Genomic DNA, 19,594 nt, shown 5'->3' with positions numbered 1-19,594 from the left:
CTGTGTTGATGCAGGAGTTTCGTTTAGTTTTTTCGCATCGGGTCGGAGTTGGCCGCTATGGGGGCGGCCAATCAGCCCGGAGACTGTGGGGAAACAACATGTGGGTCGAGGACTGGGCGTCGCGAGCGGCGTGCAAGGCAGATACTCCGGACGCGCTCTTCGTTCGAGGTGCGGAGCAGAACAAGGCCAAGGCCGTTTGCGCGGGTTGCCCCGTGCGGACCGAGTGCCTGGCCGAGGCGCTCGACAACCAGATCGAGTGGGGTGTCTGGGGCGGCATGACCGAGCGTGAGCGCCGGGCCCTCCTGAAGCGCCGTCCGGCCGCGTCCTGGCGCTCCATCCTGGAGACCGCTCGCGCCGAGCAGTCCCAGAAGCCCGTCACCGTCTGACTGAGACGTCGTCGGCCAGCAGGTCGCCGATGAGTCGCAGGCCCTCGAGGTCGTGGACGTCGGTGGACAGCGCCGGCACCACCGCCGTCGGCACCTGCGGGTGGGCCGCGGCGAACCGGCTGCGAAGGTGCGTCTCGCGCTCCACGATCCGCATGCGGTCGGCGTGCAGCCGCAGCATCCCGGCGGTGAGCGAGGACTGGTCGCGCTGGACGAGGCGGTCGGCACCCGCCACCGCCTCCTCTGCCGACAGGTCCGTCATGGGCGTCGGGCTCGCGCGGTTGACCACCAGGCCCCCCAGCGGCATGTCGTCGTCGGTCAGCCGCTCGACGAAGTAGGCCGCCTCACGCAGCGCGTCAGCCTCGGGCGCGGCCACCACGAGGAACGTCGTACGCTCGTCCTGGAGCAGCGCGAACGTCTTCTCGGCCCGCTGGCGGAACCCCCCGAAGAGCGTGTCGAAGGCCGCGACGAACGTCTGCATGTCGCGCAGCACCTGCGCCCCCAGGATCTTGGTCAGCGCGTTGGTCACCACCGACAGTCCCGCAGTCATCAGCCGGGCCGGGCCGCGCGCAGGCGCGAGGAGGAGCCGGATGAAGCGACCGTCGAGGAAGCTGGAGAGCCGCTCGGGCGCGTCGAGGAAGTCGAGCGCCGAGCGCGAGGGCGGTGTGTCGACGACGATGAGGTCGTAGGTGCCGTCCTTCTGCGCCTGGCGGTGCAGCTGGCCGAGCTTCTCCATCGCCATGTACTCCTGGGTGCCGGCGAAGGAGCTCGACAGGGCCACGTAGAACGGGTTCTCCAGGATCTGACGTGCCTTCTCAGGGCTGGCCTGGCTCTCGACCACCTCGTCGAAGGTGCGCTTCATGTCGAGCATCATGGCGTCGAGCGATCCGGGAGACGCCACGCCCGGGACCGGTCGCGGCGTGTTGTCGAGCCTCTCGATGCCCATGGCCTGGGCGAGGCGCCGGGCGGGGTCGATGGTCAGGACGACGACGTGCCTGCCGCGTTCTGCGGCGCGCAGCGCCAGCGCCGCCGAGGTCGTGGTCTTGCCCACGCCGCCCGAGCCGCAGCACACGATGATGCCGGTGCCGGGGTCGTCGAGCAGTGCGTCGACGTCGAGGGTGGGGATGTCGTGCTCGCTCATGCCAGTCCCTGCTCCCGCATCGCCTCGGCGAGCTCGAGCAGCCCTCCCCGGTCGACCCCACCGGCCAGGCGGGCGAGCTCGTAGGTCGGGACACCCAGCTCGGCGACGACCTTGCGCTGGGAGTCCTCGAGCGCACGGCGCTCCGCGTGGGCGCCCGCCTCGGCGACCAGGGCCCCGACCAGGTCGTCGTCGGCCTCGATCCCGGCACGGCCCAGGTCGGCGGCGATGCGGGGACGGTCGACCTTGCCGCGGCGGATCGACGCCAGGGCAGCCTCGTCGAGGTCGCGTGGACGGACCATGTTGACCACGACGCCGCCGACCGGGAGTCCGTTGTTCCTCAGCTCGGTGATGCCGTCGCTGGTCTCCTGGACGGGCATCTCTTCCAGGACGGTCACCAGGTGCACGGCGGTCTGCGGTGACTTCAGCAGGGCCATGACCTTGTCGGCCTGCGTCTTGATCGGTCCCACGCGCGCGAGGCCCGCCAGCTCGGAGTTGACCCCGAGGAACTGGGCGATCCGGCCGGTCGGCGGGGCGTCCAGGACGACCGCGTCGTAGATGATCGCGCCCTTGTGGCGGGAGTTGCGCTGGACCGCCTCGTAGACCTTCCCGGTGAGGAGCACGTCGCGCACGCCGGGCGCGATCGTCGTGGCGAAGTCGATGACGCCGAAGCGGTCCAGCGCCTTCCCGGCGCGTCCGAGCTTGTAGTACATCGCGAGGTACTCCAGCAGCGCCGACTCCGGATCGATGTGGAGCGCGTGGACCTGCCCGGCGCGACCGGACTCGTCCGGCACGCCCTTGGCGAGTCGCCGCTCCTCGTAGGGCAGCGGGTCGACGTCGAACATCCGGGCGATCCCCTGGCGGCCCTCGACCTCGCAGAGGAGGACGTTCTTGCCCGTGGTGGCCAGCGCCATCGCCAGGGCCGCGGCGACCGTGGACTTGCCGGTCCCGCCCTTGCCGGTGACCACGTGCAGACGGACCTGTGGCCAGTCCGAGCCGATGTCTGCGTGGAGGGTCACCTTGGCGAGGATAGCCAGCCCGACGGGAACAAGGGTTGCCGCAGGTCAGCCGCGCATCGCCTTCCCCAGCTCGTGCGCCTCGTGCATGAGCATCGCCCCGAGCTCGCGCTGCCTCGCCGAGCGGAAGCGCTGCTCGATCCCGGTGAGGCTCAGCGCGCCGACGGGCCGCTCGTCGGCGTCGAACACCGCGGCCGCCATCCCCCAGCTGCCCTCGACGATGAGCCCGGGGTTGACGGCGTAGCCGCGCCGACGCGTCGCGGCGATCCGTTCGCGGACCGCCGCGGCCGCGTGGGCGGCGCCGTACGACGCCTCGAGGTCGGCGCGCGCGAGCCAGCCATCGATCTCGTTGTCGTCGAGGAACGCCAGGATCGCCAGGCCCGCCGAGGCGACACCGAGGGGGAACCGGATGCCCTCGTGCAGCACGTGCGAGCGGATCGGGAAGCTGCCGTCCTCGCGGAGCAGGCAGATCGTCTCGTCCCCCCGGCGCGCGGAGAAGAACGCACTCTCGCCGGTGGCGACGCTGAGACGCCGCACCACGGGCTGGGCCAGCGAGGTGACGTCGTACCTCGCCGACGCCGCACTGCCGAGGAAGTAGAGCTCGGGGCCGAGAACCCACAGGCCTGCGCCGTCGCGCTCGACGAGCCCGACGGCCGCGAGGTGGGTGAGCAGCCGGTGGGCGGTGGGTCGGGCGAGGCCGGCGGTGCGGGCGGCGTCGGAGGTGGTGGATCCCGCAGGCTCGTGCTCGGAGACTGCTCGGAGCAGGCGCGAGACCCGCCCCACGACGTCCACAGGTGCGTCCACTGAGTGGACACTACCTGACCGTGCTTTCCGTCCAACGACTGATTCGCGTCCTCTGGATGGTCGGGCGTTGACGACACGGTCCGGGTTGCCTTGAATCGAGGGGACTCGTGCACCCGCTGAACACCCGTGGAGGACTCATGGACAAGGTCGTCGCCAGCGCGGCGGAAGCGGTCGCGGACATCCCGGACGGCGCGACCCTCGCGGTCGGCGGCTTCGGGCTCTGCGGCATCCCGTCGGTCCTCATCGACGCGCTGCTGGACGCCGGCACCACCGACCTCGAGGCCGTCTCCAACAACTGCGGCGTCGACGACTGGGGACTGGGCAAGCTGCTCATGGAGAAGCGGCTGCGCCGGATGGTGTCGTCCTACGTCGGCGAGAACAAGGAGTTCGCCCGGCAGTACCTCTCCGGCGAGCTGGAGGTGGAGCTGACGCCCCAGGGCACGCTCGCCGAGCGGATGCGCGCCGGTGGCTCCGGCATCCCCGGCTTCTACACGATCACCGGCGCCGGCACCCAGGTCGCCGAGGGCGGCCTGCCGTGGAAGTACGACGCCGACGGCAACGTCGAGATCGCCTCGCCGCCCAAGGAGACCAAGGTCTTCGAGGTCAAGGAGGGCGCGGACGTGACGGTCGAGAAGGAGTTCGTCCTCGAGAGGGCGATCGTCGCCGACTTCGGCCTGGTGCGTGCCTGGAAGGGCGACCGCCACGGCAACCTCGTCTTCCGCGACTCCGCCCGCAACTTCAACCCGCTCGCCGCCATGTGCGGCCGGGTGACGATCGCCGAGGTCGAGGAGCTCGTCGAGCCCGGCGAGCTCGACCCGAACGACGTCCACACGCCCGGCGTCTACGTCGCGCGCGTCGTGGCGCTGACGCCCGAGCAGGCCGCCGACAAGCGCATCGAGCGCGTGACGACGCGGCCCCGCCCGACCGCTTCGACGCAGGAGGACAACTGACATGGGCTGGACTCGTGAGGAGATGGCCGCCCGCGCCGCCTCGGAGCTGACCGACGGCTCCTACGTGAACCTCGGCATCGGTCTCCCGACGCTGGTGCCCAACTACGTCGCCGACGACGTCGAGCTGGTGCTGCAGTCCGAGAACGGCATCCTCGGAGTCGGCCCCTACCCCTTCGAGGGTGAGGAGGACCCCGACCTCATCAACGCCGGCAAGGAGACCGTGACGCTGCGCAAGGGTGCGTCGTTCTTCGACTCCGCGACGTCCTTCGGGATGATCCGCGGCGGCAAGATCGACGCCGCGATCCTCGGCGCCATGCAGGTCTCGGTGAACGGCGACATCTCCAACTGGATGATCCCCGGCAAGATGGTCAAGGGCATGGGCGGCGCTATGGACCTCGTGCACGGCGCCAAGCGCGTGATCGTGCTGATGGAGCACACCGCCAAGGACGGCTCGCTGAAGATCCTCAACGAGAACAACCTGCCCTACACCGGCAGGCGCATCGTCCAGCGGATCATCACCGACCTGGCCGTCATCGACGTGATCGACCCCGCCACCGGTGAGGTCGCGCCCTCCGGCACGCCGGGGGACCGGGCGCTGAAGCTCGTGGAGCTGGCGCCGGGCGTCACCGAGGACGAGGTGCGGGAGAAGACCGAGCCCGAGCTGGTCTGAGGCCTGCCGGTATCGCGGCCTGCAAGACTGGCCGGCATGGAGGTCTACCGAACCCCGGACGCCGCTTTCGACCACTGCCCCGACTTCCCCTGGGAGCCGGCCTACGCCGAGGTGGGTGACCCGGACGGCGGCACCCTGCGGATGGCGTACGTCGACGCGGGTCCCGCCGACGGTCCGGTCGCACTGCTGCTGCACGGCGAGCCGTCGTGGTCGTTCCTCTACCGGCACACGATCAGGGAGCTCACCGAGCGAGGTGTCCGCTGCGTCGCGCCCGACCTGATCGGCTTCGGCCGCTCCGACAAGCCGCTGGCCCAAGGTGACTACTCCTACGCCCGGCTGGTCGAGTGGACGCGTGAGCTGGTCTTCGACCATCTCGACCTGCGTGACGTGACCCTCGTCGGTCAGGACTGGGGCGGGCTGATCGGTCTGCGTCTACTGGCCGAGCACCCGGACCGCTTCGCCCGGGTGGTCGCGGCCAACACGGGACTGCCGACCGGAGACTTCAACATGCCGGAGATCTGGTGGGAGTTCCGTCGCGCTGTCGAGACGGCCGAGGTCCTCGACATCGGTCGTCTGGTCGCCAGCGGCTGCGTTCGTCCGATGGGCGACGACGTCCGGGCTGCCTACGACGCACCGTTCCCCGAGGAGCGCTCCAAGGCAGGCCCCCGAGTGATGCCGACCCTGGTCCCGACGCGCCCCGACGACCCGGCCAGCGAGGCGAACCGCGCCGCGTGGGAGGTGCTCTCGGCCAGCGAGACGCCGTTCCTGCTGGCTTTCAGCGACCGCGACCCCATCACCGGGGCGATGGCACCGATCATGCGCAAGTTGATCCCCGGCACGCGCGGCCTCGACCACCCCATCATCGAGAACGCCGGCCACTTCCTCCAGGAGGACGCCGGCGCGGAGCTCGGCCGGATTGTCGCGGACTTCATGCTGGGCTGACCGTCCCGGGCGCTACGAGACCTCGACCGGCTGACGCAGGATCGTGCGCAGCTTCGCAGGCTCGACCCGCCGGGCGTCGTTGAGGTAGATCTCGTGGTGCTTCCCCGACATCCGGAGTCCTGTCTCCGGGATGAAGCGGTCGTGCATGTCGGCGAGGACGGCGGCCTCGTCGTCGTAAGGGCCGATGTGCAGCGTCTGGACGCAGCGCCCTTCGTCGAGGGTCTCGAGCCGCACCTTGCCCAGGCTGGCCGGGCGATCCTTCGCCGCCACGGTTCCCACAGCGTCGCGGTACAGCTGTGAGTCGATCCAGTCGGGCGTCATGAGCATCAACGTCCAGCTCCACTGTGACTTGTCGCGCGCGGAGGTGAAGACGGTCATGTCCGTCGCCCACCACAGGGCCTCCAGCGGAGGGACCACGTAGTCGCGTTCGAGCTCCCGCTTGCTGGAGAACTTCAGCGTGTAGGCGACCGGGTAGAGCGCTGCGAGCGCGTCGGCATAGTCCTGCGAGGTGTTGGGATCGCCGTGCCCGTCCACCATGAGGTACTGCATCACCGGGACGTCGAGGACCCGGAACTCCCCGCTTCGCGCTCGGTAGGAGTCGTACGACTTCTTGAAGTCGATCTTCACGCCATCAGTCTGGCGTGTGCGTCAACGGTCCGGGGTGACGGCCTCGACGACATAGGCGTCGTGGTCGGAGAGGCGGGTCTGTCCCACCAAGGCAGGGTGCCGCTGCGCGGCACGGACGCTCCAGGACCTGGGGATGGCGATGTGATCGATCGTGAGCAGTTCTTCGATCTGATGGGGCAGGGCGGCGGTTGGCACCTGGAGTTCCAGACGTTCCACAGCTGCGAGCAACGACTTCGACCCGCGATTGAGCCGGTCCACCCCTGCCGGACAGGGCGTGATTCCAGTCGCCACCCCAGATCGACGGCGCGGTGGACTCTACGGCGGCCACGGCGGCACCGGTCTTTTCTGCGCTGGTGTCCCCGACCCAGGGCTCGCGACTGCCGCAGGAGCGCCAGGGCAGGATCGAGGAACACACGCGCATCTCCTCCAGCTCGACCATGGCCGAGGCGCCATGGGGGTCTGGTTGAGGAGACATGGGCAACCGGGAGGCGACGGCGGCCCACCGTCGCTTGGGTGCCATGAGTAATCGGGTCAGGTGCACGTCATACCCAGGAAGACTCAGGCGTTCGGAGACCTCCGTGAGAAGCAGCACGTCACAATCCATCGCTTCGAGCACGTGGAGGTGTCGAGCGTCCCAGCGTCCAGCGAGGTTCCACGTACCGATGAGCACGGGTGCAGTCTCGCGGGCGTTTCGCCATGACCCGTCGGATGCTCACGATGTGAGGGGGCACTACACGGGGTAGATGTCCACCCCGGCCGGTGCGTCCAAGATCATCCGCGCCCTCTCGGGATGGATGCGGTGGGTGCCCGCGTGATCGACGAGGAAGCCGAGCCCGTGGGGGGTCAGCCAGACGTAGCGACCCTCGCCGCACTGGCGTGATCGGTATCCCGCGTGGGTCTTCCAGCGGTGATGTCGTCGACCCAGTGGGCCGGAGTTGTGGGAGCCGGTCTGGTCCGGCGGGGGATCTCGACCGTCGTCGCCGTGGTTGAACGACGTCGGGTGGTCGAGGTCGACCTTGCGGCTGGTGGAAGCGGCGTAGGGCCAGTAGTCGCCGCCGGTGACGAGGTGGACCTGGTCGCGTAGCGACTCGGGGTGCTCGTAGGCGGTGTAGCGCACTCTGTCGGAGAGGTCCTTGACCGGCTGGATCCTCAGGTCGGTGCGGCCCAGCAGGTCGGAGAGACGGGCCAGCGTGGTCGGTCCGAAGCCCTCGACCCGCGCCACGCCCGGAGTGCCGTGGAGCGCCGCCTCGTGCAGGTGGACGTGCAGCACGGCCCTGGTGGCCAGCGGGCTCAGGTCGACGTCGCGCAGCGCTGCCAGCAGATCGGCGGGGAACGCCAAGGCACGAGCCGCCGCGGGCTGCTCAGACTCCTCGGCGGCGTCGAGACCGAGGTCGAGCTCGGGATTCACTGCCGACTCGGCGTGCTCCAGCAGGAGCGTGAGCAGTTCGGCCGGCCGCGCCAGCCAGGCGAACGCGAGCGCGCGGAGCTCGTCGCCCTGTGCCTCGGGGTGCAGCGGCTCGATGATCTCGGCGACCCGGCAGAGCGTGGCCTCCACGGCGACAGCGTCGCCCGCGTCGAGACGGGCGATCAGCATCCGCAGGCCGAACTCGTCGGCGCGCCCCAGGCTCGCGAAGCGGCGACGCCGTTCGGCCTCGCACCTGTCCTCGTGGGCCTCAGGGTCTGCCTCGATGACCTTGGCCTCGGCCACCTGCAGGACCCGGCCCGCGGACTCGGTGGCGATCATCCGCGAGATGGCGGAGTCGACGACCCCGACCTTGTCTGCAGGCAGGGAGCGCGACAGCTTGGCGACTCGCCGAGCCACCCACGCCTCGCACTCACCGCGCAGGCACACCCCCCACATGAGCGGGAGCCGGTGCTGCAGGTCGAGGACGTCTGCCAACGCATTGCTGGTGGCGGTCACGCCAGTGCCACGCGCCAGGGCGATCTCGCCCAGACAGAAGTCCTGGACCCCGGGAGTGCCGTCCCCGCCGACCTGCACCAGCACGTCTCCCAAGAGCTTGGCCGCACTGCCGTCAGGGCCCTGGGTCGGGTCGTCAGAGTGGATCGCGGCCCACTGGGCGAGGACCTCGAGGTCGCGGACCTCGGCGAGGCGCCGCTCGTGCACGACATCGGCAGCGGCAGCAAGGAGTGCTGCTGCGTCGAGCTCGTCCAAGCAGTCGATCATGTGTTCGATTCTAGAGCGCCCCACTGACACTGCGCGGCCGGTCGAGCGTGAGAAATGGAGGCCATCTCCATAGATGCAGCGAAACCGCCACGAGGTCGAACGTTCCAAGGCAAAATCGGCCCTCCGACACAACACGTGCGTGTCGACGAGAATGCAAGGAGCCACACGTGCCGGGTCGGTGGTGGCAGACGTACCTCGCTGGGAGCATTCCAGCCCTGGTGCTCTACCTGACCTTGCCCTCTGGCATCCCACAGGACCTCGTGTACGTGCTGATCGGGGGCTCCAGCGTCGTGGCGATCATGGTCGGGGTGCGTCTGCACCGCCCCAGCACCAGGGTGCCGTGGACCCTCATGGCACTGGGCCTGCTGGCGTGGGTCGCCGCCGACGTGCTGTGGATCTGGTACGAGGACGTGCTCGGGATCGATCCGTTCCCCTCGTTCGCGGACGTGCTCTACCTGGCCGGCTACCCCCTCCTCCTCGCCGGGCTGGCCGTGCTCATCCTCGCCCGCCGGCGCGCAGGATCCGATGCGGCCGGGCGCATCGACAGCTCGATCGTCTCGATCGCCTTCGGGTTGTTCGTGTGGGCCTCCCTGGCCGGCCCGATCCTCGACGAGGCCGCCGGACCGTTGTCCCACCGGCTCATCGCCTTCGCCTACCCGGTGCTCGACATCCTGCTGCTGGGTTTCATGGTGCGCCTGCTCAGCACCCCCGGCCTCCGCACCGCTGCCTTCCGTTTCCTCATCGGGGCGGTCCTGCTGCTCGTCGCCGCGGACACGATGTTCGCGGCGCCGTACTTCCAGGACCACTACACCGTGGTGATGGACGTCCTGTGGCTCGCTTCCTACGTGCTGTGGGGGGCGGCTGCACTGCATCCGTCGATGTCGCGCGTGTGCGAGCCGACCGACGAAGAGTCCCGAGCGTTCAGCCGGACACGCACGTTCGGGCTCACGCTCGCCGTTCTGGTCGCCCCGCTGACGCTCGCCGTCCAGCTGCTCATCGGCGTGACCCCGAACGTGTGGGCGGTGGTCGTCTGCTCCATGGTGCTCTTCCTGCTCGTCGTCGCCCGGATGACCATCGCCATCAGGGAGGTGGTCGCGACGGCCTCGCAGCGCGACCGGTTGCAGCGCGTGCTCTCCCACGAGGTCGCCCACGACTCGCTCACCGGACTGGCGAACCGAGCCTCGGTGCTCGAGCAGGTCGAGAGCGCGCTGCACCGGGGACAGCGCGCCGGCACGCTCTCCGCCCTCCTGTTCGTGGACCTCGACAGGTTCAAGGTCATCAACGACAAGCTCGGGCACCGCGCTGGTGACGCGGTCCTGTGCGAGGCGGCACGCAGGATTCGCGAGTCGGTCCGCGAGGGCGACACGGTCGGCCGGCTCGGGGGTGACGAGTTCGTCGTACTGCTGGAGGTGCTGGGGTCGGAGGCCGAGGCGCTCGACCTCGCCGATCACATCGTCCGTGCGCTGGCCGCCCCGTTCATCGTCGGCGGCACGAGCATGACCCCGGGCGCCAGCATCGGGATCGCCTTCAGCGTGGATGCGCGCACGAACGCCCGCCAGCTGCTCCACGAGGCGGACGTCGCAAGCGCGCGGGCCAAGGCGGCCGGAGGCGGGCGCACCCACGTGTTCGGCAAGGCGCTGCGGCTCGAGCTCGACCAGCAGGCAGCCCTGGAGGCAGCGCTCGGCACCGCTCTCACGCAGGGTGAGTTCGCACTCCACTACCAGCCAGTGGTCGCCACCGAGACGGACGTCATCGAGGGCTACGAGGCCTTGATCCGGTGGCACCGCCCCGGGTTCGGTCCGCAGCCGCCCGACACCTTCATCCCGGTCGCCGAGAAGTCCGACCTGATCTGTGAGATCGGCCGCTGGGTGCTCCGGGAGGCGACCGGCCAGCTGTCCAGGTGGACTGCGCGCGAACCGGAGCGCTACGGAGAAATCACCGTCGCGGTCAACATCTCCGGCAGGCACCTCGCAGAGGCAGGCATCGTCGCGGACGTCGAGAACGCACTGGCCCGCTCGGGACTGCCTGCCGAGCGCCTCGTGCTGGAGATCACCGAGTCCGTGCTCGTCGACGTGCCCACCGCGGCGACCCACCTGCTCGCCCTGAAGGAGCTGGGTGTCTCGATCAGCATCGACGACTTCGGCACCGGCTACACCTCCATCGGCCAGCTCCAGCGGATGCCGGCCGACACTCTCAAGATCGACAAGCAGTTCGTCACCTTCACGACGCCCGCAGACCGCGACCTGGTGACGCTCATGGTCAGGGCGGCGCACAGCTGTGGGATGCAGGTCGTGGCCGAGGGCGTCGAGACCCAGGACCAGCTGGAGGAGCTGCGCGCCCTCGCGGCGGACTCGGTCCAGGGCTACCTGTTCGCTCGACCCCTGCCCGCGGAGGCGGTGGAGGGGCCGCCGGGCGTGAGCCGCGAGGTCCCCCGCGCGGCCGACGTCGTCTAGCTCGCTCCGGGCACGTCCACCTCGACGGGCACCGTCAGTCGGCGCGCGTCCTGGCCGCGACGGCGACACCCAGCAGGCCGCCTGTCGCAGCGAGGGAGAACACCACCAGGAAGGGGTCTGCTCCCTGGCGTTCGGCGATGGCGAAGGCGATGCCCGAGAGCGAGAGGGCGAGCGCTGCGCCGAGCGAGTCGGCCACCGACAGCGCAGCGGAGTTGAAGCCGCGGTCGCGGTCGGTGGAGACCTCGAGCATGGCCACGCTGGTGCGCGGGTAGGCGAACCCCATCCCGGCGCCGGCGAGCACGTAGGTCGCCGCGGGCACCCATGCCGGAAGCGTTGCCCCCGAGTCGAGCGACGCGACAGTGACGGCGAGGCCGGCCGTCCCGACCAGGACCACGGTCGTGCCGGCGAGCATGGCACGGGGATGGGAGATGCGGGCGCCGAGGCGGGACTGCGCCTGGCTCGAGACCGCCCAGACGAGGCCGACCACGGTCAGGGCGATGCCGGCCCGGGTCGGGGTGAGGTGCCAGTGGTCCTGCAGGACGTAGACGATGTAGGCCTCGACGGCGAAGAAGACCCCGCTCAGCAGGCCGCGAGTGGCGATGACGGCCGGCAGTCCGCGGCGGCCCACCAAGGTTCCGGGCGGGAGCAGGCGCACCAGCGCGACGAGCACGACGACCAGCGCGGCCACCGCTGCCAGGGCGAGGACGAGCCGGGCGGAGGAGCCGAGGAGTTCGAGGACGAGCACGGCGACGGCCCCGGTCACCGCCCACCAGAGCCGGGACGCAGGAGTGTCGGTGGCTTCCGCGTGCGGGCTCAGCCCCCGCAGTGCCGGCGTCAGCAGGACCAGCGCCACGGCGACCGGCGCGACCACCCCGACGAACACCCAGCGCCAGCTCCACTGCTCGGCGACGAGCGCGGCCAGCCACGGGCCGAAGAGCGAGGGCAGCACCCAGGCCGCCGCGAAGGTCGCGAAGATGGCTGGCTGCAGCAGCGAGGGGTAGACGAGCCCGACGAGGACGTAGAGCCCGACGATCAGCGCGCCTCCCCCAGGCCCTGGACCACCCTCCCGACGAGGAGCACCTCCATCGTCGGCGCCAGGCCGCAGATGAGCAGCCCGAGGGAGAACAGGCCGAGCGAGGCGAGCAGCGGCACGGCCGGACCTGTGCGATCGCTCCACATCCCGGCGACCACCATGCCCACGACCCCACTGGCCAGCGGGGCGCCGAAGGAGAGGGCGAAGAGGTCGAAGCCGTCCAGGTCGCGGGCGACGGTGGGCATCACCGTCGCGACGGCCATCGCCTCGAACGCCACGAACATGATGAGGGAGAAGGCAGCCGCCGTGGTGGCGAGATAGGCAGGCGCGAGGATGCCCTCCCGCTTCCCCGTCGTGTTCACGTCCCGGACGCTACGACCGTCCTGCCCCCGCTCGGAAATCGCTGCCACCCTGGAGCAACCGCGCCGCGCCTCGGAATACTCCCGCCCCGTCCCGTGCTGGGCCTGGCGTGACCTCCCCTGCCCTCTCCGTCCTCGACCTCGTGCCCGTGCGCAGCGACCAGCGCACCAGCGACGCCCTCACTGCCTCGCGCTCCCTCGCGCAGGTGGCCGACGAGCTGGGCTACCGCCGCTACTGGGTCGCCGAGCACCACAACATGCCGGCCGTCGCGGCGACCAACCCGCCGGTGCTGATCGCGATGCTGGCCGGGGCGACCGAGCGGATCCGTGTCGGGTCCGGCGGTGTGATGCTGCCCAACCATCCTCCGCTCGTGGTCGCCGAGCAGTTCGCGCTGCTCGAGGCGGCGTTCCCCGGCCGGATCGACCTCGGTATCGGCCGCGCCCCCGGCACCGACCCGCTCACCCGCTACGTCCTGCGCGGCGGCAGCGCCGAGTCGGCTGACGACGCCGTCGCCCGCTTCCCGGAGTACGTCGACGATGTCCGGCTGCTGATGGCCCCCGACGGAGTCGAGATGCAGGTGGGTGGTCGCCGTCAGCCCTTGCGTGCGACGCCCAACGCCGCCTCCGTGCCGGACGTGTGGCTGCTCGGGTCGTCCGACTACAGCGCGCGGCTCGCGGCGTCGCGCGGCCTGCCGTACGTCTTCGCCCATCACTTCGCCGGGCAGGGGACCGCCGAGGCGATCGCGCTCTACCGCTCGACCTACCAGCCCTCGCCCGAGCACCCGGAGCCGCAGACGTTCCTCACCGTGAACGCCGCCGTGGCCGACACCCGCGAGGAGGCGGAGCGGCTCGCGCTGCCCCAGGTGCAGGCCATGCTGGCCCTGCGCTCGGGCGGGCCGCTGCTGCCCCAGCGCCTCGTCGAGGAGGCGGAGGCAGACCGGCCCGCCCAGCAGGAGCCCCTCGTGCGCAGGATGCTGGACAAGTGGGTCGTCGACGCCGCCGGGCCCGCCCGCGAGCGCATCGACGCGCTGGCCCAGGAGTTCGGCGTCGACGAGGTGATGGTGCACCCCGTCGCCGCCGCCCTCGCCGGCACGCCTGCCCACGAGTCCCCGGCTCGTGAGCAGACGCTGCGCCTCCTGGCCTGACCCGGCTACTCCACCGCGAGGCCTGCGGCCGGGGTGACGCGCGCTGCGCGCCGGGCGGGTACGACGCACGCCAGCAGCCCCGCGAGTGCTGCCACCGCGACGACCAGCGCGAGCTGTCCGAGCGGGATGGTCATGGCGGCGTCCGGCACGCCGGGACTCACCAGGACGTCCACGCCGACCCAGGCGAACGCGACGCCCAGTGCCGTCCCCAGCACCGTGGCCACCAGCGAGAGGAGCAGGCCCTCCACCGCCATCGCATGCCGCAGCTGCTGCCGCGTCAGCCCCATCGCCCGGAGGAGCGCGTTCTCCCGCGCGCGCTCGAGGACGGACAGGCCGAGGGTGTTGGCGATTCCGATCAGGGCGATCACGATCGCGATGGCGAGCAGTCCCACGACCGCGCCGGTGAGGATGTCGACCTGCAGGTCGACGTACTCGCGATTGCCGTAGCCCCCGTCGGTGCCCGCGCCGGCCGCTCCGGCCAGGGCAGCGAGGTCACCCTCGAGGTCCTCGGCGTCGGCGCCCGTCCTCGCGCGGGCCCAGACCGCCATCGGCTCAACGGTCTCGGTGAGCCCGGCCATCGTCGCGGCCGACACCAGGCCGGCACGGCCCCAGCCGTCCCCCTGCCGGACGCGCAGCGTCTGCTCGCGGTCGCCGACCCGGACGACGACCTCGCGGTCCCGCGACAGCGAGCGTGCGGCTTGGCCGGTCAGCTCCTCCTCGGTGACCGACCACGGCAGTCGCAGCACCCCGTCCCGCACGGTCAGGTCGTCCTCGCCGCGGACCACCGATGCTCGTTCGGCGACCGCGACCAGCGGCACCTCCACGTCGCCGATCCGGGCGACCACCCCGTCGAGCCCTACCGCGTCGGCCACACCGTCCAGCGCTCGCACGCGGTCGGAGAGGTCGGCGGGCAGTGCGCGGGTGGTGGCGGTGATGGTGCTGTCGAGCGGGTAGGACGCGTCCATCTCCTCGTCGATGGACGTGCGGGACGTGTCGAGCCCGGTGAGCACCGCGGTCGTGAGGGTCACGCCGACGAGCAGGGATGCTGCGGTGGTCGCCGTGCGGCGGGGGTTGCGCACGGCGTTGCCGGCGGCGAGGCGTCGTACTGGGCCGTCGCCCGTCAGGCGACCGGCGACGCGGATCAGTGCGGGCACCAGGACCGGGCCGAGCAGCAGGACCCCGACGAAGACCGCGGCACCGCCGGCGATCATCTGGAGCGGCTCGTGGCTCTCCATCGACACCGCGAGGAGGCCGGTGCCTCCGACGATCGCGAGCGCCGCCGTGCCCATCCGAAGAAGGCCGGCGCTGCTGCGCACCGAGACGCCGGTGTCGGGTCGCAGGGCCGCGAGCGGAGTGACGTGGGTGACCGCACGGGTCGGGAGCCACGCGGCGCCCAGGGTCACGAGCGTGCCCAGTGCGACCGCCCCGAGGATCCACGCCGGACTCAGGGACGCGTCGCCCATGTCTGACCACCAGTGGCCGACCCCCCTGACCAGTCCCAGGCCTGCGAGCGCGCCGAACGCCACGCCGAGGACGGAGGCCGCCAGGCCGAGGGCCAGGGCCTCGAGCCGGACCGACCTGCGCAGCTGGCGCCGTGTGACGCCGACGCACCGCAGCAGTGCGAAGTCGCGCATGCGCTGGGCGAAGAGGATCGAGAAGGTGTTGGCGATCACGAGCGTCGCGACGAACAGCGAGATCGCCACGAAGAGCAGCGCCATGATGGCGATGACGTCGACGCCGCGGGAGACCTCTGCCTGCACCGAGGCGACCCAGTCGTCGGCGCTCCGCACGTCGGCTCCCGGCGAGACGCGGTCGGCCAGCTCGGCAGTGCCGCCCCAGGTGAGCGCCTGCACCCACAGGGACCGGTCGAGCTGGTGCAGGTCCTCCCACGGGACCCACAGGTCCGCCCCGGCGACCGGGGGACTGTCGACCATGCCGACGACCGTGGTCTCGACGACCTGGTTCCCGGTGCCCACGGTCACCACGTCACCCACCTCGACCTGGCTGCTCTTGGCGGCGTTGACGTCCGCCAGTGCCTCGCCGGGCCTCGTCGGGTGGCGGCCCTCCTCGAGCTCGAGCCAGCGCTGTGCCGGGTCGAGAGGAACCTCGCTGATCGTCGCCGAGTCGGTCAGCTGGATGCCGTGGCGGGCGACGGGCTCGGTCGCGTAGCCGATCGCGGTGGCGGGGACCCCCTTGTCGTCTGCAGCCTCCTTGAGAGGCCCGACCTGCTCGTTGTCGTCGATGACGACGACGAGCCCGGCGGCGTCGTACGGCGCGCCCGCATCGGCCGTCAGCCCGTCGCGGGTGGCGCCGGTCAGGGTGTTGAGCACGATCACGAAGCCGACGCCGATCACGACGGCGAGCGTGGCCGCGACGTACCTCCGGGTGTTGCGGCGCAGCGACGCCAGCAGCACGGTGCGCATCAGGCCACGACCTTGCGGCGCAGCGCCGCCACCAGCTCGTCCTGGCCGGGATCGGTCAGGTGGGCGCTGATCGCGCCGTCGTGGATGACCACGACGTCGTCGGCGTAGGCCGCCGCGTCCAGCTCGTGGGTCACCATCACCACCGTCATCCCCAGCTCGCGAACTGAGCGACGCAGGTGGCCGAGGACCTCGGCGCTGGCCTCGCTGTCGAGGTTGCCCGTGGGCTCGTCGGCGAAGACGATGTCGGGCTGCGTCACCAGCGCGCGGGCGATCGCGACGCGCTGCTGCTGCCCGCCGGACAGCTCGCTGGGGAGGTGGCCGAGCCGGTCGGCGATGCCGAGGATGCCGACGACGTGCTCGTAGCGCCCGCGGTCGACCCGACGCCCGGCGAGCTCGAGCGGGAGCAGGATGTTCTGCCCGGCCGTGAGCATCGGCAGGAGGTTGAAGGCCTGGAAGACGAACCCGATGTGCTGGCGGCGGAAGAGCGTGAGGGCGGTGTCGTCCATCCCGGCGAGGTCGCGGCCCGCGACCGTGATGCTGCCGCTGGTGGCGGCGTCGAGTCCGGCGAGGCAGTGCATCAGCGTCGACTTGCCCGACCCGGACGGGCCCATGATCGCGGTGAACCGGCCCTGCCTGATGTCGAGGTCGACGCCGCGCAGGGCGTGGACGGCCCCGTCGCCGCGGCCGTAGGTCCTGGTGAGGTCGCGCGCGCTGGCGGCGGTCCCGGTGGTCTCGTTCGGAGCGGGTGTGGTGGTGGCTGTCGTCATGGCTCCACGCTCCCGCGGGGAGCAGGGTGCGGTCGTCGGCCCGGGGGAGGGAGTCGTCGTACGACCTGGGGAGGACGGGGTCCGCCGCTCTCCGCCCCCCGGAGGACTCAGCGGTCGGCGAGCCCTGACTCGTAGGCCAGCACGACGAGCTGGACGCGGTCGCGGGAGCCGGTCTTGGCCAGGAGCCTTCCCACGTGGGTCTTCACGGTGGTCTCCGCGACCACGAGCCGCTCGGCGATCTCGGTGTTGGAGAGCCCTTGAGCGATCAGTCCGAGCACCTCGGCCTCGCGGTCGGTGAGGGTGTCGAGGCGAGCGTCCGGGGACGGTCGGCGCTCGGGGTCGGGCAGGGCCGCGAAGTGGTCCAGGAGCCGGCGGGTGGTGCTCGGCGCGACCACCGCGTCGCCGGCGTGGACCGAACGGATCGCTCCGAGGAGCTCGGGCGGGGTGGCGTCCTTGAGGAGGAACGCCGAGGCGCCGGCGCGGATCGCGGCGAAGGCGTACTCGTCGAGGTCGAACGTCGTGAGCACCAGCACCCGCGGAGGGTCCGGCCGCTCGAGCAGGCGCCGGGTCGCCTCGACACCGTCCATGCGGGGCATCCGCACGTCCATCAGCACGACGTCGGCGCCGGTCACCGCCAGCCGCTCCAGCGCCTCGCCGCCGTCGCCCGCCTCGCCCACCACGGTGAGGTCGTCCTGGCTCTCCACGAGCATCCGGAAGCCGGCGCGCACCATCTGCTGGTCGTCGACCAGGAACACGCGGATCTGGCTCACGGGCGCAACGCTCACAGCGGCAGCCTCGCAGACACCGCGAACCCGCCCCCGGTGGCCGGGCCGGCGCTCACCGTGCCACCGTGGAGGGCGGCCCGCTCCCGCATGCCGACGAGTCCGTGGCCGCGCCCGTCGTCGTACGACGACGCCCCCCGGCCGTCGTCGACCACCTCGACCTCGATGTCGCTCCCGACCTGGACCCGCAACCGCACCGCGGCGCCGGGGCCGGCGTGCTTGCGCACGTTCGTGAGGGCCTCCTGGACGATGCGGTAGGCCGCGAGCCCGACACCCTCGGGCACGTCGGGCACCGGGTCGGGGAGGTCGGCGTCGAGCGACATGCCCACCGCGCGTGCCTCCTCGACCAGGTGGGGGAGGTCGACGAGGCCGGGCTGGGGCCGGACGCCGGTGTCGCCGGAGCGCAGCAGGCCGAGCAGCCGCCGCATCTCGGTGAGGGCGCCTCGACCGGTGTCGGCGATCGTGGCGAGGGTCTCGACGGCGAGCTCAGGGTCCTTCTCCGCGGCGTAGCGGGCGCCGTCGGCCTGGACGACCATGACCGACAGCCCGTGGGCGACGACGTCGTGCATCTCGCGGGCGATGCGCGCCCGCTCGTCCTGGGCGGCGAGCTCGATCTCGCGCGCAGCCATCCGCTCGGCCTGCTCGGCTCGCTCGACGAGTCCGGCGACGTAGCGCTCACGCGTCTGGGCCGCCGTGCCGAGCGCCCACGCGGTCGTGACGATGGCGGTGATGGTGACGACGTACGGCACCACCGCATCCCAGGTGATCTCAGGGGCGCCGAAGCCGCCGATCCAGCTCCAGCTCGCGACCAGCGCGCCGACGCAGCCGACGAGCAGTGCGCCGACGCCGTGCCAGCGTGGACTCCACCGCGCGACCGAGTAGGTCGCGATGGGGAACGCCACCTGGCCCGCGACGGGGAGGTCGTGGACGAGCGCCTGCGCCGCGCTGGCGCCCGCGACGAGCACGAAGACCAGGCTGGGGTGTGACCGGCGCACGACCAGTGGCGCCACCTGGACCGCCGTGAACAGCATCCCGGGGGCGTCGCCGACCACCAGGTGACCGCCCACGCCGAGCACGAACAGACCGCCGGCCAGGAGCACGTCGAACACCCGGCGGTTGCCCTCGCTGAGCCGCCAGGGCGGGCGCTGCTGCGGAGGTGGCATGCCGCGGACGATAGACGGCCCGGTCCACGAATGCGTCCGCCCCCGGGAGGACCTTGACCCTGGCGGGACACGACAGCCCAGCCGCCAGGGTGGAGGGCGGGACCGAGCGGCCGAGTAGGGTGCCGAGCATGAACAAGTGGGAGTACCAGGTGGCGCCGATTCCGCTCCACAACGAGGCCTTGATGCTCAACAACTTCGGCCAGGACGGCTGGGAGCTCGTGGCCATCCACCGCAACGACCAGGGCGGGCTCGTGGCCTTCCTCAAGCGCCCCGGCTCGGAGGCCTGAGATGGGTGCAGAGGCGAAGCTCGCCGAGCTCGGCATCGAGATCCCCCAGGTCGTGCCGCCGCTGGCGGCCTACGTCCCGGCCCTGCGCACGGGCAACCTCGTCTTCACCGCCGGCCAGCTGCCAGCGCGTGACGGCGAGATGATCGCGATCGGCAAGGTCGGCGGCGGGGTCACCGAGGAGCAGGGCTACGAGTGCGCGCGGCAGTGCGCCCTCAACGCGCTGGCGGCCATCAAGGCCGAGATCGGCTCCCTCGACGACATCACCCGCGTGGTCAAGGCGGTCGTCTTCGTGGCCTCCACCCCCGACTTCACCGGGCAGCCCAAGGTCGCCAACGGGGCCTCTGAGTTCCTCGCGGAGGTGTTCGGCGACGCCGGCAAGCACGCCAGGTCGGCCGTGGGCGTGACGGCCCTGCCCCTCGACGTCCCCGTCGAGGTCGAGCTCATCGTCGAGGTCAAGGGCTGAGTCG

General features: G+C 71.4%; 20 protein-coding genes. 8 read left to right on the top strand and 12 right to left on the bottom strand.

The genetic code is table 11. The features are described 5' to 3' along the window. Positions 1 to 98 precede the first annotated feature (98 nt). Entirely contained in the window at positions 99 to 386 is a 288-nt protein-coding gene (locus EXE58_RS06655; protein WP_135267134.1) for a WhiB family transcriptional regulator, read from the top strand. Here EXE58_RS06655 and bagB read toward each other — a convergent pair. Genes bagB through EXE58_RS06640 form a run of 3 tightly spaced genes read right to left on the bottom strand, consistent with a single transcriptional unit; the run spans position 376 to position 3,341 of the window. Next, on the bottom strand, positions 376 to 1,524 hold the full coding sequence (gene bagB / locus EXE58_RS06650; RefSeq protein WP_208544157.1) for an ArsA family ATPase: 1,149 nt from the start codon (positions 1,522 to 1,524) through the stop codon (positions 376 to 378). The genes EXE58_RS06655 and bagB overlap by 11 nt on opposite strands. Continuing rightward, positions 1,521 to 2,540, bottom strand: a complete 1,020-nt coding sequence (bagA, locus tag EXE58_RS06645; protein ID WP_244242458.1) for an ATPase BagA — start codon at positions 2,538 to 2,540, stop codon at positions 1,521 to 1,523. Before bagA ends, bagB begins: the two co-directional genes overlap by 4 nt. A 45-nt stretch (positions 2,541 to 2,585) precedes the next feature. Further along, positions 2,586 to 3,341, bottom strand: a complete 756-nt coding sequence (locus EXE58_RS06640; RefSeq protein WP_135267133.1) for an IclR family transcriptional regulator — start codon at positions 3,339 to 3,341, stop codon at positions 2,586 to 2,588. Positions 3,342 to 3,478: 137 nt separating this feature from the next. On the opposite strand from EXE58_RS06640, the gene EXE58_RS06635 reads away from it, so the two are divergent. From EXE58_RS06635 to EXE58_RS06625, 3 genes are read left to right on the top strand one after another with little or no spacing between them, the layout of a single operon-like run. Then, the gene (locus EXE58_RS06635; RefSeq protein WP_135267132.1) at positions 3,479 to 4,291 is read left to right on the top strand and encodes a CoA transferase subunit A; all 813 of its coding nucleotides are present in this window, start codon (positions 3,479 to 3,481) and stop codon (positions 4,289 to 4,291) included. 1 nt (position 4,292) lies between these two features. After that, entirely contained in the window at positions 4,293 to 4,961 is a 669-nt protein-coding gene (locus tag EXE58_RS06630) for a 3-oxoacid CoA-transferase subunit B (RefSeq protein ID WP_135267131.1), read from the top strand. A gap of 36 nt (positions 4,962 to 4,997) precedes the next feature. Further along, positions 4,998 to 5,903, top strand: coding sequence for a haloalkane dehalogenase (locus EXE58_RS06625; protein WP_135267130.1), 906 nt, complete (start codon positions 4,998 to 5,000; stop codon positions 5,901 to 5,903). A gap of 12 nt (positions 5,904 to 5,915) precedes the next feature. Here the strand turns inward: EXE58_RS06625 and EXE58_RS06620 are convergent, their stop codons facing one another. From EXE58_RS06620 to EXE58_RS06610, 3 genes are all read right to left on the bottom strand, one after another. Further along, on the bottom strand, positions 5,916 to 6,530 hold the full coding sequence (locus tag EXE58_RS06620; RefSeq protein ID WP_135267129.1) for a GyrI-like domain-containing protein: 615 nt from the start codon (positions 6,528 to 6,530) through the stop codon (positions 5,916 to 5,918). 21 nt (positions 6,531 to 6,551) lie between these two features. Next, a complete protein-coding gene (locus EXE58_RS06615) occupies positions 6,552 to 6,788 on the bottom strand; it encodes a hypothetical protein (protein ID WP_135267128.1) in 237 nt (78 codons plus the stop codon). A 472-nt stretch (positions 6,789 to 7,260) separates the two neighbouring features. Then, a complete protein-coding gene (locus tag EXE58_RS06610; RefSeq protein ID WP_135267127.1) occupies positions 7,261 to 8,715 on the bottom strand; it encodes a hypothetical protein in 1,455 nt (484 codons plus the stop codon). Between the two features lie 167 nt (positions 8,716 to 8,882). Between EXE58_RS06610 and EXE58_RS06605 the strand changes: the two genes are divergently transcribed. After that, on the top strand, positions 8,883 to 11,168 hold the full coding sequence (locus EXE58_RS06605) for a putative bifunctional diguanylate cyclase/phosphodiesterase (RefSeq protein ID WP_135267126.1): 2,286 nt from the start codon (positions 8,883 to 8,885) through the stop codon (positions 11,166 to 11,168). Between the two features lie 34 nt (positions 11,169 to 11,202). Here EXE58_RS06605 and EXE58_RS06600 read toward each other — a convergent pair whose 3' ends face one another. After that, positions 11,203 to 12,117 (bottom strand): MFS transporter, encoded by a 915-nt coding sequence (locus EXE58_RS06600; protein ID WP_208544156.1) that lies wholly within the window; start codon positions 12,115 to 12,117, stop codon positions 11,203 to 11,205. Positions 12,118 to 12,200: 83 nt separating this feature from the next. Then, positions 12,201 to 12,563 (bottom strand): MFS transporter, encoded by a 363-nt coding sequence (locus EXE58_RS19675; RefSeq protein WP_208544155.1) that lies wholly within the window; start codon positions 12,561 to 12,563, stop codon positions 12,201 to 12,203. A 107-nt stretch (positions 12,564 to 12,670) separates the two neighbouring features. On the opposite strand from EXE58_RS19675, the gene EXE58_RS06595 reads away from it, so the two are divergent. Beyond that, positions 12,671 to 13,705: an LLM class flavin-dependent oxidoreductase gene (locus tag EXE58_RS06595; protein WP_135267125.1), complete on the top strand. Its 1,035-nt coding sequence runs from the start codon at positions 12,671 to 12,673 to the stop codon at positions 13,703 to 13,705. A gap of 5 nt (positions 13,706 to 13,710) precedes the next feature. Here EXE58_RS06595 and EXE58_RS06590 read toward each other — a convergent pair whose 3' ends face one another. From EXE58_RS06590 to EXE58_RS06575, 4 genes are all read right to left on the bottom strand, one after another. After that, positions 13,711 to 16,128: an ABC transporter permease gene (locus EXE58_RS06590; RefSeq protein WP_135267124.1), complete on the bottom strand. Its 2,418-nt coding sequence runs from the start codon at positions 16,126 to 16,128 to the stop codon at positions 13,711 to 13,713. Further along, a complete protein-coding gene (locus tag EXE58_RS06585) occupies positions 16,128 to 16,895 on the bottom strand; it encodes an ABC transporter ATP-binding protein (RefSeq protein WP_135267123.1) in 768 nt (255 codons plus the stop codon). Before EXE58_RS06585 ends, EXE58_RS06590 begins: the two co-directional genes overlap by 1 nt. Positions 16,896 to 17,002: 107 nt before the next feature. After that, entirely contained in the window at positions 17,003 to 17,665 is a 663-nt protein-coding gene (locus EXE58_RS06580; protein WP_208544154.1) for a response regulator, read from the bottom strand. 11 nt (positions 17,666 to 17,676) lie between these two features. Further along, positions 17,677 to 18,840 (bottom strand): sensor histidine kinase, encoded by a 1,164-nt coding sequence (locus EXE58_RS06575; protein ID WP_135267122.1) that lies wholly within the window; start codon positions 18,838 to 18,840, stop codon positions 17,677 to 17,679. A gap of 128 nt (positions 18,841 to 18,968) precedes the next feature. Here EXE58_RS06575 and sp36 point away from each other — a divergent pair, with 128 nt between their 5' ends. After that, positions 18,969 to 19,127: a Sp36 family protein gene (sp36, locus tag EXE58_RS19460; RefSeq protein ID WP_167288726.1), complete on the top strand. Its 159-nt coding sequence runs from the start codon at positions 18,969 to 18,971 to the stop codon at positions 19,125 to 19,127. Between the two features lies 1 nt (position 19,128). Further along, positions 19,129 to 19,590, top strand: a complete 462-nt coding sequence (locus EXE58_RS06570) for a RidA family protein (protein WP_135267121.1) — start codon at positions 19,129 to 19,131, stop codon at positions 19,588 to 19,590. Positions 19,591 to 19,594: the final 4 nt, after the last annotated feature.

The organism is Nocardioides seonyuensis, assembly GCF_004683965.1.
In the GTDB taxonomy this organism is placed as follows: Bacteria; Actinomycetota; Actinomycetes; order Propionibacteriales; family Nocardioidaceae; genus Nocardioides; species Nocardioides seonyuensis.
This window is presented reverse-complemented; position numbering and strand designations above follow the sequence as displayed.